This is a genomic window from Altererythrobacter xiamenensis (assembly GCF_900177715.1).
GTDB lineage: Bacteria > Pseudomonadota > Alphaproteobacteria > Sphingomonadales > Sphingomonadaceae > Erythrobacter > Erythrobacter xiamenensis.
Genome location: NZ_FXWG01000001.1, coordinates 16,370 through 31,388, shown reverse-complemented (window position 1 = coordinate 31,388; position 15,019 = coordinate 16,370). Strand labels below are relative to the sequence as shown.

Genomic DNA, 15,019 nt, shown 5'->3' with positions numbered 1-15,019 from the left:
GCATATATCGACTGGCACGGGGCCTTAGCTCAGCTGGGAGAGCGCTACAATGGCATTGTAGAGGTCAGCGGTTCGATCCCGCTAGGCTCCACCAGTCGAAACAGAAAAGTCGGATTTCCCAGAAGGGAGTTCGCACGCTGGCCGACGAGTTTTCGTCCGCCGGCGTTTTTCGCGTTTTCGGGAGTTTCCCGGAAAAAGTGGCTTCCACTTTTTCGGTTCGGGAAGCGACCAAGCAGAGTTTCAGGGCTTTCGGGCTCGCAAAGGAGTTGAACACGCATGTTTGACAATCTGTCAGATCGCCTCGGCGGCGTGTTTGATCGCCTGAAGGGGCGGGGCGCACTCAAGGAGCAGGACGTTCGCGATGCAATGCGCGAAGTCCGTATCGCCCTGCTCGAAGCCGACGTCGCACTTCCCGTAGCCCGCCGTTTCATCGATGCCGTCACCGAAAAGGCTGTTGGGCAGGACGTGTTGCGTTCGGTCACGCCGGGCCAGCAGGTCGTCAAGATCGTCAATGACGAGCTGGTCGAGATGCTCGGCGGCACCGAAGTCGCCGGGCTGAAACTCGATGCGAAGCCTCCGGTCGTCATCATGATGGTCGGCCTGCAGGGCTCGGGTAAGACCACCACGACGGCCAAGCTCGGCAAGCTGATCCGCGAAAAGCACGGCAAGAAGGCGATGATGGCCTCGCTCGACGTCAATCGCCCCGCTGCGCAGGAGCAGCTGGCGGTGCTGGGCGAGCAGGTCGATGTCGCCACGCTCCCGATCGTCGCCGGACAGCAGCCGGTCGATATCGCCCGCCGTGCGATGGAAGCGGCACGTTTGCAGGCAGCCGACGTGCTGCTGCTCGATACCGCGGGCCGCCTCCACGTCGATGAAGCGCTGATGGCCGAGTTGAAGGCCGTTGCAAGCGTTTCCGCGCCGACCGAAGTGCTGCTGGTCGTCGACAGTCTGACGGGTCAGGACGCGGTCAATGTAGCGCAGAGCTTCTCCGGCGAGGTGCCGCTAACTGGCGTCGTGCTCACCCGGATGGATGGCGATGCGCGTGGCGGTGCGGCGCTGTCGATGCGCCACGTCACCGGCAAGCCGATCAAGTTCGCAGGTACGGGCGAGAAGCTCGACGCGATCGAGGTCTTCGATCCCAAGCGCGTCGCCGGCCGTATTCTCGGCATGGGCGACGTCGTCAGCCTTGTCGAAAAGGCTGCCGAGACGATCAAGGAAGAAGACGCCGAGGCGATGGCCAAGCGCATGGCCAAGGGTCAGTTCGACCTCAATGACCTGCGCACCCAGCTGAAGCAGATGCAGAACATGGGCGGCCTCGGCATGCTGGCAGGCATGCTGCCCGGCATGAAGAAGGCAAAGGCGGCGCTCGCGGCCTCCGACATGGACGACAAGGTGCTGGTCCATATGGACGCGATCATCGGTTCGATGACGCCCAAGGAACGCGCCAATCCCGCGCTGATGAACGCCAAGCGCAAGAAGCGCGTTGCGGCGGGTGCGGGAAGAGAGGTGCAGGAAGTCAACAAGGTGCTGAAGATGCACCAGGAGATGTCCCGCGCCATGAAACAGATCAAGAAGATGGGCGGGCTCAAGGGCCTCGGCGCCCTGTTCGGAAAAGGCGGCATGGGCGCAGCCATGCCTGGCCTCGACGGTCCCGGTCCCGGCGGGCTTCCGGGCCTCGGTGGTCCGGGCGGCAAAGGGCCTTCGGTCGATCCGAACACGCTCCCGCCCGATCTTCGCGACATGCTCAACAAGAAATAATTTCAAAGATTTATACTGGAAAGGTAATCTATCATGGCAGTTGCAATTCGTCTCTCGCGCGGTGGCGCGAAGAAGCGTCCTTACTACCGCATCGTCGTATCGGACACGCGCAGCCCGCGTGACGGCAAGTATCTCGAGCAGATCGGCACCTACAACCCGATGCTGCCCAAGGATTCGGGCGAGCGCGTGAAGCTCGACGAAGACCGTGCACGTCACTGGCTGTCGGTCGGCGCGAAGCCTTCGGACCGCGTCCTGCGCTTCCTCGACGCTGCCGGCATTCTGGAACGCGCTCCGCGTAACAACCCGCAGAAGGGTGAGCCGGGCGAAGCCGCCAAGGAACGCGCTGAAGAGAAGGCTGCGAAGGCTGCTGAGGCCGAAGAAGCTGCCAAGGCTGCCGAAGAAGAAGCCAACGCACCGGCTGAAGAAGAAGCAGCAACCGAAGAAGCTCCCGCAGAGGAAGCTGCTGCTGAAGAAGGCGCCGCTGAAGAAGCTGCGGAAACCGCCGACGAAGCCGAAGAAAAGGCCGAGTAAGCCTTTCCGATGCCGGACCAACCCGTCACGCTGGCAGCCGTCACCGGTGCACATGGCGTGACGGGCGAGGTCCGTCTGAAGCTGCTGGGCGAGGGGCTCGATGCCCTGAAGGCCCATAAAAGCTTCAACGAGTCCTCGCTGACCCTCACGAAGATCCGCGACGACAGCAAGGGCGGGGCGATCGCCCGCTTTGCTGAGATCACCAATCGCGGTGATGCGGAAAAGCTGCGCGGGACCGTGCTGAGCGTCTCGCGCGAAAACCTCCCTCCGCTCGAAGAGGGCGAATATTACCACGCTGATCTCATTGGGCTCGCTGTCGTAACCGACGCAGGCGATCACGTCGGCAAGACCATCGCCGTCCATAATTTCGGCGCGACCGACATCATCGAAATCGAACGCGATCCTGCTCCGGCCAAGGGGCAGAAGACCTTCATGGTGCCCATGACTGAGCAGGCCGTGTTCGAATGGGATGCGGAGAGACTGGTGATCTCCGCCGGTTTCGCAGAGTAGTTTTTCGGAACATGTGCGCGCGCTCGTTCGCTGAATCGCACATGAGACAGAAATTCATTTCGACACTCGCAATTGGTACCGCTTTCGCTCTTTCAGCCTGTGGCGGAGGTGAAACGCCCAATCCAGACCCAACGGAATCCGAACAGGCAACGCAGACGCGGCCGGCAGATGAACCCTCGCTCGTCACCGTCGAAGGGCGGATCGAGGAGGGAACCGAATGCCCGATTCTGCGGACACCGGATGGCGAGGTTTACGCGCTCAGCCTGGGCGAAGCCGATTTCGGACCGGGTGACTATGTGCGCTTCACCGGTGAAGAGGCCGATGCCAGTTTCTGCATGGAAGGGCAGGCGACGCTCATCCCGGAGAATATCGAGCAAATCGAGCCGCCCGCTCGTGATCGCGATCCGGCCCGCAGCGGCGGCATAGCGCTGACCGAGGATTATCTGATCGGAAGCTGGGTCGCGAAAGGCGTTGACGCCAATTGCGACGACCCAGACTTCACCGTCAGCAAGAGTCCAGGGGCACTGGTGATGGAAGCCGATATCTCGCGCCATGATCGCAGCGCCGCTATCGCGCTTGGCGATTATCCGCGCCTGGTTCTCGATGAGCCGATGGACGATCTGCCAATGGAAGCGCGCGGCCCTGATGGTGTTGCCATCCTGCGCCCCGCGACAGATGCGGCCTATGATCCGGTCAGTATCGGAAGCGCGACGATCAAGGGTGACGGTGTGGTCTTCGTGAAATGCAGCGATTGAGCACCGGGGCTAGCGCCTGAGCGGTGTCTCCTCCGCAAGCCGATTGCGAATAGTTGTCGCGGCTACGCCTGCCTGGCCCATGGCGTGGCTGATCTGGTCGAGGCCGATCACGACGTCTCCGGCGGCGAAAAGCCCCGGAACGCTGGTCTCCATGTGGTCGCCTACCTCGATGCAATCCTTGTCGCTGACATCGGCGCCGCAGGATCGCGCGAGGCCGGAACGCACGACCGATCCTAGCGCCGGATACATCGAATCGTAGCGCATCCGGCCTTCGGCGGTGTCGAAGGCGATCTGCGCGTTCTCGATCGCGAAACTGCCGCATGGTCCGTCGACGCGCGCGATCTCTGCCTCTTCGAGATCGGCGGCGCATTGCTCCGATAACTCGTGCACGTCGCCCGGCGAGATCAGGGTTACATCCTTCGTGTAGGTGCGGATGAAATGCGCCTCAGCCGCGCCGTGGTCACCCGTGCCGATCACCGCGACTTTCTTGTCGGTGACCTCATAGCCGTCGCATACGGGGCAATAGCGGATCAGTCCGCGGGAGAGCGCTTCGTCATGAAGCGCGTCATCGAACCCCTCGGGCCGGTTATTCACCACGCCTGTCGCGAGCAAAACCGTGCGCGCACGGAACTCCGCGTCTTCCGTGGTGACTAGGAACTCGTCCCCTTCCTTCGTGAGGTCGGTCACCCGCTTTGGCTCGCGCAGTGCGCCATATTTCGCAGCCTGTTCGCGCATTCGTTCGAGCAGTTCCTCGCCATTGATCCCATCGGGAAAGCCGGCGTGGTTGCGGGTCTTCGGAATCCAGCTGGCGCGGCTCGTCCCGCAGTCAAACAGGCGGATATCGAGGTAGTATCGCGCGAGGTAAATCGCGGCGGTCAGCCCGGCTGGGCCCGCACCCACGATAATGCAATCATCCACGTCACTTGCCATTCGGTCCTCGCTTGAGCATGGGCGACACCATGAGTTTCGCCGCTACCATCCTAACGCTTTACCCGGAGATGTTTCCCGGACCGCTCGGCATTTCGCTCGCTGGCAAGGCGCTCGAGCGGGGCGACTGGACCTGTGAGACGGTGCAGATCCGCGACTTCGCGACCGATAAGCACCGGACGGTCGACGATACGCCTGCAGGCGGCGGCGCGGGCATGGTGCTCAAGGCGGACATTCTTGGCGCCGCGGTGGATCATGTTGTTAATGCCCAGAGCGCGGGCGGCACGGCCTCAATACCAATATTGGCCATGACGCCGCGCGGGAAACCGATCACGCAGGAGCGTATCCGGGAACTTGCCGCAGGGCCGGGCGTCACCATCCTGTGCGGCCGGTTCGAAGGCTTCGACGAACGATTGTTCGAGGCGCGCCCACAGATCGAACAGGTCAGTCTGGGCGATGTGGTTCTCTCCGGTGGAGAGACCGCGGCGATCGCCATACTCGACGCTTGCATTCGGCTGCTTCCGGGGGTAATGGGCGCGGCTTCAAGCGGGACTGAGGAATCCTTCGAGGAAGGCTTGCTCGAATATCCGCAATACACCCGACCTTTTGAATGGGAAGGGCGCACGATCCCTGAAGTGCTGCGATCGGGGGATCATGCGAAAATCGCTGCTTGGCGCAAGGCAAGGAGCGAAGACGATACTCGGTTACGCAGGCCGGACCTTTGGGAGCGTTATAGTGACGCTCGGGACCAGTCTGCCTCTGGCGCGCGGCGAAAGAAGAAGGACATGGACCAGTGAACCTGATCCAGCAGATCGAAGCGGAAGAAATGGCCGCTGCGGCAAAGGACATCCCTGAGTTTCGCGCAGGCGACACCGTACGTGTCGGCGTGAAGGTCAAGGAAGGCAACCGCGAACGTATTCAGAATTTCGAAGGCGTGTGCATCGCCCGTTCGAACCGCGGCATGGGTTCGAACTTCACCGTGCGCAAGATCAGCTTCGGTGAAGGCGTGGAACGCGTATTCCCGCTCTACGCACCGATCGTCGACAGCATCACCGTGGTTCGCCGCGGTGTCGTGCGCCGGGCGAAGCTCTACTATCTGCGTGGCCGCACCGGTAAGCGTGCGCGCATTGCAGAGCGCCGCGACAATGTGAAGGCTGACGCATAAGGCGAGGCTTTCATTACGAAACGCAAGGAAAGGGCGCTCTGGCACAGGTCAGGGCGCCCTTTTTCTATGGCGTGCAATCGAAAACCTTGTCGTTGAGATTTCCTCCTGCACCGCTAGAGCGTGTGCGAAACAGTTGGAGAAGTTGAATTGGGCTATCGTGTAGCCGTAGTGGGTGCGACCGGGAATGTCGGGCGCGAAATGATGGCAATCCTTGCCGAGCGTGAGTTTCCTTGTGACGAGGTGGCTGCGGTCGCGTCTGGCCGTTCGACAGGCACCGAGGTCGAGTTCGGCGACACCGGCAAGATGCTCAAGTGCAAGAACATCGAGCATTTCGATTTCGCTGGTTGGGACATCGCCCTGTTCGCGGCAGGCTCCGGCCCAGCCAAGGAATACGCGCCAAAGGCGGCGGCGGCAGGCTGCGTCGTGATCGACAACAGCTCGCTCTATCGGATGGAGCCTGACGTTCCGCTGATCGTGCCCGAGGTGAACCCGGATGCGATCGACGATTATACCAAGCGCAACATCATCGCGAACCCCAATTGCTCGACCGCTCAGCTGGTGGTGGCGCTGAAGCCGCTGCACGACGCGGCGACGATCAAGCGCGTGGTCGTCTCGACCTATCAGTCGGTCTCCGGCGCGGGCAAGGCGGGGATGGACGAGCTCTTCAACCAGAGCCGCGCGATCTTCGTCGGCGATCCGGTGGAACCTGAGAAGTTCACCAAGCAGATCGCGTTCAACGTGATCCCGCACATCGACACCTTTCTCGATGATGGTTCGACCAAGGAAGAGTGGAAGATGGTGGTCGAGACCAAGAAGATCCTCGACCCGAAGATCAAATTGAACGCGACCTGCGTGCGGGTGCCGGTGTTCGTCGGACACTCCGAAGCGGTCAATATCGAGTTCGAGAACGAGCTGAGCGCCGAACAGGCGATGGAAATCCTGCGCGAGGCACCCGGCTGCATGCTGGTCGACAAGCGCGAGGATGGCGGTTACGTCACGCCGGTCGAATGCGCGGGCGACGGTGCCACCTACATCAGCCGCGTGCGCGAAGACCCGACGGTCGAGAACGGCCTGACGCTGTGGTGCGTGTCGGACAATCTGCGCAAGGGTGCAGCACTCAATGCGGTGCAGATCGCCGAGCTGCTCGGGCGCAAGCACCTCAAGAAGGGATAGAAACACGATGAGATTGATCGCACTGCTGGCTCCGGTCGCTCTTGGTTCCGCACTGATGGCTTGTACGCCGCAGGACGAGACATCGGGGGATGACACGGCCGATGCTGCGGAAAGCGGTATTACCAAGCGTGTGGTCAATCTCGACGCGAGCGGCATCACCATCCCGCCGCAGGACGGCGATGCGGAAATGGTCGTGCCCTTCGGCAGTGTGCGCGCCGCGACCGAGGATACGCTTTCCTCGGCGCTCGGCAGCATCAAGGATCGCCAGGCCAATGGCGAATGTCCGGCCGGGCCGATCAGCTCGACCAATTACGACGGCATCACGCTCAATTTCCAGAAGGACAAGTTCGTCGGCTGGTTCGCCAATGGCGGCGACTATCTGCCGGATGCGACCCGCGCGGAACTGACGGGCGATAGCGGCGACATGACCGCGGTTGAGGACAGCACGCTGGGCGCGGAATACATCATCGGCAACGAAGGCGGGAACACGATCAGCCTGCTGTTCTCGGACGATACCGAGGGAGCCAAGCCGACAGCCATGTGGGCCGGGGTGAACTGCCTCTTCCGTTGAGAGCGGGCGTTCTAGCGCCGCGCCGCCGCGTTAGGGTTGGCGTTCTTCCGCATCAATAATGTCAGCGGCGCTGCCGCCAGCGTGATCCACATCATCAGGTAGAAATCGTTGACGTAGGCGACCATCGCGGCCTGCCGGTTCACCTCTGCATCGACGATCCGCAGCGCTGCGTCTCCCAGCGACTGGAAGCGGTCGATGGTCGAGAAATCGATCATCCCGCCGGTCGCCGCGGTGACATGGCTCCCCAGGTCCTGATGCCCGATCTGGATATTGCGGCCGAGCAGCACGGTCATCACCGAAATGCCGACCGATGCGCCGAGTGAGCGGAGCAGGTTGAGCAGGCTCGACCCGTCGGTGCGGAAATGCGGGGGCAGGGTGGCAAAGGCGCTGACCTGCAGCGGAATGAAAACGAGCCCCATGCCGATCCCCTGCGTCAAACCACTGATGACGATGTTGTATTCGTCCACAGCAAGCGACCAGTGCGCCATCTCCCACAGGGACAGCGCGCAGATGAGGAAACCCGCGGCGACCACCGGGCGGGCGTCTATTCCGCGCCGCATCAGCAGACCCGACAATTGCATGCTGATCAGCACGCCGACGCCGCGCGGCATCAGCACCAGCCCTGTATCGATCACGCCGTAATCGAACAGGTTCTGCAGCATGGGCGGGAGTAGCGCCATGACGGCGAACATCACCACGCCGATCACCAGCATGAAGAACAGCGCGATGGCGAAATTGCGATCCTTGAACAGCGCGGTTTCGAACATCGGCTCTTTCGCTGTGGCGAAATGCACGACGACCATCCAGGCGCAGGACGCGCTGACGAGCGCGTAGAGCCAGATCTCACCCGAATCGAACCAGTCGAGCTGGTTGCCGCGGTCGAGCAGCAGCTGGAATGTCGTCAGCGACGTGGCGAGCAGGAAAAAGCCGAGCAGATCGAACCGCCGCGACTTCTGCTCGCGATGCGGCAGATAGGCCATCAGCGCGGCGAGCGAGAGCAGGCCGATCGGCAGATTGACGTAGAACACCCAGCGCCAGCTCGCGCTCTCGGTCAGCCAGCCGCCCAGCACCGGACCCAGGATGGGGCCGATCATGATGCCCATGCCCCACAGCGCCATGACCTGCGCATGCTTGGTGGGCTTGGTAGTGTCGAGCATGAAGCTCTGGCTGAGCGGCGCAATGAACGCGCCCGCAATGCCCTGCAGCCCGCGGAAAATGACCATTTCTTCGAGGTTCTGCGCCATTCCGCAAGCCATCGACGCGGCGATGAATCCCGCCACCGAGAGGATGAACAGCCGACGCGCGCCGATCCTGTCGGCGAGCCAGCCCGTCACCGGCAGCGCCACGGCAGAGGCGATGATGTAGCTGGTGAGAACCCAGGTGACCGTGTCGACCGTCGCGCCGAGCGAGCTCTGCATATGCGGGATGGCGACATTGGCGATGGTCGTGTCGAGGATCTGGATCAGCGACGCGGCCATGATGCCGAGGATCAGCAGCGGGTAGTTATCGGTGTGGAGATGTGCGACGTCCTCCACGGGCGGGGCGTCGGGTGCACCCGCGGGTCGCGTGGTAGGAGATGCGGCCGCGCTGCTCGCCACGCTCAGTCCTTCGCGTCGTCGTTCGTGTAGACCGTCACTTCGGTAGAGAGACCGGCGATCAGGCGGCGCGGACTCTGCTCATCGACCGCGATGCGAACCGGCACGCGCTGGGTAACCTTGACCCAATTGCCCGTCGCGTTCTGCGCCGGAAGCACTGAGAACTCCGAACCCGTGCCCGCGCCGATCGAATGGACGTGGCCCGTCAGCTCGAGGTCCGGATAGGCGTCGAACTCGATCCGGGCGCGCTGGCCCGGCTGCATGTCGGCAAGGTCGGTTTCCTTGAAGTTGGCCTCGACATAGGTCGTGGTCTCGGAAACCAGTGTCAGGACGGGAAGATTGGATACGACCTGTTGCCCCGGCTGGAGCCGGTCGGCCTGAGCGACGACGCCCGCAATAGGCGCGCGGACCTCGGTGCGCCGCAGGGCCAGTTCGGCGCTGGCTTTCTGCGCCTTGGCAGCTGCGATCTGCGGGTTCTCGCCCGGAACGGCAGAGCCACGTGCGAGCCTTGCGCGAGCCTCGGTCTGGCGGGCCTGCGCCTGCTTTAGCTGCTCGCGCGCCTGCGTCATGGCGTGCTCTGCGGCGTCATAGTCAGCCTTTGTGCTGAAGCCGCGATCCCACAGCGCCTTGATCCGCTCGAACTTCGCCTGGGCGAAAGCTATGTCTTCACGCGCGGCGGAGATGTCGACACCAGTAAGGTCAGAGTCGTTCTGGAGCGCGATGACGTTGGCCTGCGCGCTGGCAATGGCGGCATCGGCCTGCGCGATCTGAAGCTGGTAAGGCTCGGGATCGATCCGGAAGAGCAGCTGGCCGGCCTCGACCTCGTCCCCTTCGGCAACCAGCACCTCGATAATCTTGCCGCCGACCTCGGCGCTGACAGAGACCTTGTCCTGCTGGATATAGGCGTTGTCGGTCGAGACCTTGCCCTGCAGCCCGAGCCAGTAAATTCCGGCTCCGGCGATGAGCAGCAGGGGAATGGACAGCATCAGGGCGAGCCGCATACAGCGCCGCTTGGGCGTCGCTGGCTCCTGCTGTTCGACCTGCACTTCCTCGGCGGTTTGCGGCTCGATGACGGGATCGGCTTCAGCCATTTACGAGCTCCACCTCACGCGCAGTGGCAAGATTGGCGCCGATCCGTTCGAGCAAGTCTGCAAGCTGGCCGCGCTCGCCATCGTCCAGCCCCAGCAGAACTTCCTCGAACATCGCTTCGATGATCTGCCGCAGTTCCTCGACCGTGGCGCGGCTCTTGTCGGTCAGATGAAGGATGCGGGCGCGGCGGTCGGCGGGATCGGCCCTCCGTTCCACCCAGCCGGCTTCTTCCATCCGGTCGATGATGCGAGTGAGAGTGATCGGTTCGACTTCGAGCCGTTCTGCGTGAAATGCCTGATTTTCGTCTGGGTGTCGCTTGAGCGACAGGAGGAGGCGCGCCTGCGCGGCGGTGAGGCCGAGGTCGCGCACGCGTTCATCGAACAAGCGGCGCAACAGGCGCGAGTTGTCAGACATGCGGTAGCCGAGATCCAGAATCATAGGCGGACATATAATAAGCTAGCTTACTATATGCAACGCGCGCTGGCGACTCATGATCAATCTGCTAGGACTGACGATCTATGACGCTCTCGGCCGATCTCTATTTCAGCTTCCGTTCGCCCTACAGCTATCTCAGCATCGGGCGGTATCGTGCGATGACCGAGGAATACGACGTCGATATCGCGCTGCGCCCGGTTTATCCGCTGGCCGTGCGCCAGCCCGATTTCTTCGAGCGTAACCATCCCAATTGGCTGCGCTACACCATGATCGACATGATCCGCGTGGCGCAGTTTCACGGCATTCCCTTTGGAGCCCCGCGGCCCGACCCGATCATTCAGGACATGGCGACGCGCAAGATCGCAGAGGATCAGCCCTACATTCGCCGGATCACCCGGCTGGGTCAGGCAGCGGCGCGCCGCGGCAAGGGTCTCGTCTTCGCGCACGAGGCGGCCAGGCTGATCTGGGGCGGAGCGGAAAACTGGCACGAGGGAAACCACCTCGCCGATGCCGCTGAGGCGGCCAGTCTCGACCTTGCCGAACTGGATGCCGAGGTTGAAGCCGAGGCAGACGCTCTCGACGAGGAGATCGCTGCCAACCAGCAGGCTCTGGAAGCTGCGGGCCATTGGGGCGTGCCGACCTTGGTGTTCGATGGCGAACCCTTCTTCGGTCAGGACCGGATCGAGATGGCCCAATGGCGCATGGAGCAGAAGGGACTGGAGAAGCGGTGAGCGCCGTGAAGACCGACCACTTTGTCAGCTTCGACGGCATGCGCCTGGCCGTGCACCGCGTTGGCTCGGGTCGACCGCTGGTTCTGCTCCACGGGCTGTTTTCAAGCGCCGAGATGAACTGGATCAAATGGGGTCATGCCGATCGGCTGGCGGCGGCGGGGTATGACGTGATCATGCTCGATTTCCGCGTGCACGGCGAAAGCGAGAGCCCGGACGATCCGGAGAAATATCCCAAGAACGTGCTGGTGCGCGATGTCGCGGCGCTGATCGAGCACCTCGGCCTCGAAAACTACGTGCTGGGCGGTTTTTCGCTCGGTGCGCGGACCTCGCTCCATGCTGTCGGCAATGGCGTGCTTGCACCGCAGCGGCTCATCATCGGCGGCATGGGCGTGGCCGGCGTTGCCGACTGGAACCGGCGCAGCGCCTTCTTCAAGCGCGTGATCGACGAGTTCGACGATATCAAACCCGGCGATCCGGCTTACTATTCGAAGCAGTTTCTGAAATCGCAGGGCGTCAACCGCACGGCCGCGCGGCTGCTGCTCGACACCATGACCGATCTCGAGAAGGAGAAGCTCGCGAATATCACCATGCCGACGCTGGTGGTGTGCGGGGACGAGGATACGGACAATGGCAATGCCGAGGAACTGGCGGCGCTGCTCCCCAATGCGACCTATGTCGAGACCCCCGGCGCGCACCTGGTCTCGGCGACCAAGCCCGAAATGGGCGAAGCCATGGTGAACTGGCTGAAAGACACAGAATGAGCCGCGCGTCCGGTTGATTCCGTTCCGCGAGACGTTCAAACTGTTTGCAACTGTAACCGGATTACATTTTGAGAGGATACGCTTCGATGAAACTCGCCAATGCCGCCCGCCTCATGGGCGCTTCTGCGATTGCTCTTTCGCTTGCCGCCTGCGCGACCGTGCAGGCAGAGCCAGCTCAGACTGCTGCAGCCGCACCTGTCGTTCAGGAAGAGGCGAACCCCTATCCGCTGACCCCGCAGGGCGCGGCCGACTGGATCGCCATGGTCGAGAAGGACATGTTCGATTTCTCGGTCGAATATGCCCGGGTCGAGTGGATCAACAACACCTACATCATTCACGATTCCAACGAACTCGCCGCGAAATACGGCGCGGAAGCCACGGCGAAGGCGGTGACCTATGCCAATGACGCTGCGAAATACGCGCAGGTAGACGGGCTCGATCCCGAGGTCGCGCGCAAGCTCGACATGCTGCGCAATGGCATCGTCATGCCCGCGCCGGTGCGCGATGGTGCGGCTACCGAGCTCGCCTCGATCGCGACGGCTCTCGGCGCTGCATACGGCAAGGGTCGCGGCACGCTGAATGGCGAGGAAATCAACGGCTCCGACATCGAGGCGGAAATGGGCAATCTCGAGCGTACGCCTGAAGAGCTCGCCGAGATGTGGGCGAGCTGGCATGATAATGTCGGCGCGCCGATGCGCGATGATTACACCCGCATGGTGTCGATCGCCAACGAGGGCGCCAAGGAGCTGGGCTTTGCCGACCTCGGCGCGATGTGGCGCTCGAACTACGACATGGATCCCGACCAGTTCGCGGCGGAGACCGAGCGGATGTGGCAGGAAGTAAAGCCGCTCTATGTCGCGCTCCACACCTATGTCCGCAGCAAGCTCAACGAGAAGTACGGTGACGAGATCCAGCCCGCCAACGGCCCGATCCGCGCCGATCTGCTGGGCAATATGTGGGCGCAGGAATGGGGCAATATCTACCCTCTCGTCGCACCCGAAGGGGCGGGCGACATCGGCTATGACCTGACGGAGCTGATCGAGGAGAAGGGCCTCAGCGAAATCGACATGGTTCGCGCAGGCGAAGATTTCTTCAGCTCGATGGGTTTTGCGCCGCTGCCCGAAACCTTCTGGGAACGCAGCCAGTTCGTGAAGCCTGCCGACCGCGAAGTCGTCTGCCACGCCAGCGCCTGGGATGTCGACAATGTCGACGATCTGCGCATCAAGATGTGCATCAAGCAGAATGCGGACGATTTCATCACCATCCACCACGAGCTGGGCCACAATTATTACCAGCGCGCCTACAACAGCCAGGATTACCTGCATCTCAACGGTGCCAACGACGGTTTCCACGAAGCCATCGGGGACATGATCGCGCTGTCGATTACGCCCGAATATCTCGTCCAGATCGACATGCTCGACGAAAGCGACGTACCCAGCGCCGACAAGGATATCGGCCTGCTGCTGCGCCAGGCGATGGACAAGGTTGCCTTCCTGCCGTTCGGCCTGCTGGTCGACCGCTATCGCTGGAGCCTGTTCGACGGATCGGTCGCGCCCGCCGACTACAACGAGCAGTGGACCAGCCTGCGCTACCAGTATCAGGGCATTGTCCCGCCGGTGCCGCGCGGCCCTGATGCCTTCGATCCTGGTGCGAAATACCACGTGCCGGGCAATGTGCCTTACACCCGCTATTTCCTCGCGCGGATCCTGCAGTTCCAGTTTTACAAGGCGGCTTGCGATCAGGCCGGTTGGGAAGGGCCGCTTCACCGCTGTTCGTTCTACGGTAACGAGGAAGTCGGCAAGAACCTCAATGCGATGCTGGAAATGGGTGCGTCGAAACCGTGGCCCGATGCGCTCGAAGCCTTCACCGGCGAACGCCAGATGAGCGGCAAGGCGATGGTCGAATATTTCGCCCCGCTGATGGAATGGCTTGAAGAGCAGAACGAGGGCAAGCCCAAGGGTTGGTAATCATGGTGATGAGCATGCAGGTGCGGTTCGTTGGCTCAATCGCAGCGCTTGCGCTTGGCGCTGCCGCCTGCGCTCCGGTCGCGGGGGAGGGTGCGGCGTCGCAACGTTCCGCCGAAGGCGACGGGGCAGGGGCGCTGTTCGTGGCGGGCAAGTTCGGCAACACGCTGGCGCGGATCGACCTCGCCAGCGGAGCCGAGACCGCCCGGGTCGATAGCTGCGCCAACCCGCATGAATTGGCGACTTCGCCCGATGACACGCATGTCGCGCTCGCCTGCTATGGCGGGACGAGCGTCGATATCTTCCGCGCCGAAGACCTCGCCAAGGTGAAGAGTATCGACCTCGGCGATAACGCCCGGCCGCACGGCATCCAGTGGCATGCCAATGGCGATCTCTACGCGACGGCAGAGGGCCGCCAGTCGGTGTTCTGGATCAGGGACCCGCTCGGTTCTGCGGAGACCTTCGAATATTCGACGGCGAAGCAGGGCAGCCACATGCTCGTGGTTGCCCCTAATGGCAATCATGCCTGGACGACCGATCTCGGGTCGAAGACCGTCACGCTCGTCGATCTGAAGACACGCCGCGCGCCGCGTTCGGTGGAGGTCGGGATCGAGCCGGAAGGGATTGCGCTTTCGCCCGACGGCAAGGCGCTCTGGGTTTCTGCGCGGGGGTCGAACGCAGCATTCGAACTCGATCCGCAGACGCTCGAAATCCGCAAGACCGTTGCGACCGGAGCCTTCCCGCTGCGCATCGCGATCCGCCCGCAGGGCGACGTTGCAGTGACGAGCGACCTTCAGGATGGCGGAATGTCCGTCATCGATCTTGCGAGCGGCGAGGTGCTGCGCAGCATTGCGGTTTCCAGCCCGGATGAGGCCGAGCAACGCTTTCAGGTCACGGTGCTGTGGTCGCCCGATGGCGAGCGGATCTATGTCGCGGAAACCCGCAGCAACACGATTGCCGAGGTCGACTACGACAGCGGCGAAGTGCTGCGCCGCCTGCCGGGCGAAGGCGGGGGCGACGGAATGGCGATCTTCGATTGAGCAAGCCCGTCAGA

Annotated in this window: 16 protein-coding genes and 1 tRNA gene; 13 read left to right on the top strand and 4 right to left on the bottom strand. The window is 62.6% G+C overall.

Features of this window, described 5'->3' with window-relative positions:
- Positions 1-18: 18 nt before the first annotated feature.
- From CCE89_RS00175 to CCE89_RS00155, 5 genes are all read left to right on the top strand, one after another.
- Positions 19-94 (top strand) — tRNA-Ala (locus CCE89_RS00175).
- A gap of 182 nt (positions 95-276) precedes the next feature.
- Positions 277-1,758: a signal recognition particle protein gene (ffh, locus tag CCE89_RS00170; RefSeq protein WP_086436046.1), complete on the top strand. Its 1,482-nt coding sequence runs from the start codon at positions 277-279 to the stop codon at positions 1,756-1,758.
- 33 nt (positions 1,759-1,791) lie between these two features.
- Positions 1,792-2,289 (top strand): 30S ribosomal protein S16, encoded by a 498-nt coding sequence (gene rpsP, locus CCE89_RS00165; protein WP_086436045.1) that lies wholly within the window; start codon positions 1,792-1,794, stop codon positions 2,287-2,289.
- 9 nt (positions 2,290-2,298) lie between these two features.
- On the top strand, positions 2,299-2,799 hold the full coding sequence (rimM, locus tag CCE89_RS00160) for a ribosome maturation factor RimM (protein WP_086436044.1): 501 nt from the start codon (positions 2,299-2,301) through the stop codon (positions 2,797-2,799).
- A 41-nt stretch (positions 2,800-2,840) separates the two neighbouring features.
- Positions 2,841-3,554, top strand: a complete 714-nt coding sequence (locus tag CCE89_RS00155) for a DUF5818 domain-containing protein (RefSeq protein WP_143255920.1) — start codon at positions 2,841-2,843, stop codon at positions 3,552-3,554.
- Between the two features lie 9 nt (positions 3,555-3,563).
- Here the strand turns inward: CCE89_RS00155 and CCE89_RS00150 are convergent, their stop codons facing one another.
- On the bottom strand, positions 3,564-4,484 hold the full coding sequence (locus CCE89_RS00150) for an NAD(P)/FAD-dependent oxidoreductase (protein WP_086436042.1): 921 nt from the start codon (positions 4,482-4,484) through the stop codon (positions 3,564-3,566).
- Between the two features lie 29 nt (positions 4,485-4,513).
- Here CCE89_RS00150 and trmD point away from each other — a divergent pair, with 29 nt between their 5' ends.
- The 4 genes from trmD to CCE89_RS00130 all read left to right on the top strand — a co-directional run bounded on the left by trmD (position 4,514) and on the right by CCE89_RS00130 (position 7,390).
- Positions 4,514-5,278 (top strand): tRNA (guanosine(37)-N1)-methyltransferase TrmD, encoded by a 765-nt coding sequence (trmD, locus tag CCE89_RS00145; RefSeq protein ID WP_086436906.1) that lies wholly within the window; start codon positions 4,514-4,516, stop codon positions 5,276-5,278.
- Positions 5,275-5,646 (top strand): 50S ribosomal protein L19, encoded by a 372-nt coding sequence (rplS, locus tag CCE89_RS00140; protein ID WP_086436041.1) that lies wholly within the window; start codon positions 5,275-5,277, stop codon positions 5,644-5,646. Before trmD ends, rplS begins: the two co-directional genes overlap by 4 nt.
- 147 nt (positions 5,647-5,793) lie before the next feature.
- Positions 5,794-6,819, top strand: coding sequence for an aspartate-semialdehyde dehydrogenase (locus CCE89_RS00135; protein ID WP_086436905.1), 1,026 nt, complete (start codon positions 5,794-5,796; stop codon positions 6,817-6,819).
- Between the two features lie 7 nt (positions 6,820-6,826).
- Complete coding sequence (locus tag CCE89_RS00130) at positions 6,827-7,390, top strand: hypothetical protein (protein ID WP_086436040.1); 564 nt, start codon at positions 6,827-6,829, stop codon at positions 7,388-7,390.
- An 11-nt stretch (positions 7,391-7,401) separates the two neighbouring features.
- Here the strand turns inward: CCE89_RS00130 and CCE89_RS00125 are convergent, their stop codons facing one another.
- The 3 genes from CCE89_RS00125 to CCE89_RS00115 are packed head-to-tail and all read right to left on the bottom strand — an operon-like array spanning position 7,402 to position 10,512.
- On the bottom strand, positions 7,402-8,988 hold the full coding sequence (locus tag CCE89_RS00125) for a DHA2 family efflux MFS transporter permease subunit (protein WP_086436039.1): 1,587 nt from the start codon (positions 8,986-8,988) through the stop codon (positions 7,402-7,404).
- A 2-nt stretch (positions 8,989-8,990) separates the two neighbouring features.
- Positions 8,991-10,076, bottom strand: coding sequence for an HlyD family secretion protein (locus CCE89_RS00120; protein ID WP_086436038.1), 1,086 nt, complete (start codon positions 10,074-10,076; stop codon positions 8,991-8,993).
- Positions 10,069-10,512 carry a MarR family winged helix-turn-helix transcriptional regulator gene (locus CCE89_RS00115; protein ID WP_086436037.1) on the bottom strand — a complete coding sequence of 148 codons (444 nt, stop codon included), beginning with the start codon at positions 10,510-10,512 and terminating at the stop codon, positions 10,069-10,071. Before CCE89_RS00115 ends, CCE89_RS00120 begins: the two co-directional genes overlap by 8 nt.
- A gap of 80 nt (positions 10,513-10,592) precedes the next feature.
- On the opposite strand from CCE89_RS00115, the gene CCE89_RS00110 reads away from it, so the two are divergent.
- The 4 genes from CCE89_RS00110 to CCE89_RS00095 all read left to right on the top strand — a co-directional run bounded on the left by CCE89_RS00110 (position 10,593) and on the right by CCE89_RS00095 (position 15,005).
- Positions 10,593-11,240: a 2-hydroxychromene-2-carboxylate isomerase gene (locus tag CCE89_RS00110; RefSeq protein WP_086436036.1), complete on the top strand. Its 648-nt coding sequence runs from the start codon at positions 10,593-10,595 to the stop codon at positions 11,238-11,240.
- Complete coding sequence (locus CCE89_RS00105) at positions 11,204-12,001, top strand: alpha/beta fold hydrolase (RefSeq protein WP_200810262.1); 798 nt, start codon at positions 11,204-11,206, stop codon at positions 11,999-12,001. The genes CCE89_RS00110 and CCE89_RS00105 overlap by 37 nt, the downstream gene beginning before the upstream one ends.
- A gap of 86 nt (positions 12,002-12,087) precedes the next feature.
- On the top strand, positions 12,088-13,968 hold the full coding sequence (locus CCE89_RS00100; protein ID WP_086436034.1) for a M2 family metallopeptidase: 1,881 nt from the start codon (positions 12,088-12,090) through the stop codon (positions 13,966-13,968).
- 2 nt (positions 13,969-13,970) lie between these two features.
- Positions 13,971-15,005 carry a YncE family protein gene (locus CCE89_RS00095; protein ID WP_234989857.1) on the top strand — a complete coding sequence of 345 codons (1,035 nt, stop codon included), beginning with the start codon at positions 13,971-13,973 and terminating at the stop codon, positions 15,003-15,005.
- Positions 15,006-15,019: the final 14 nt, after the last annotated feature.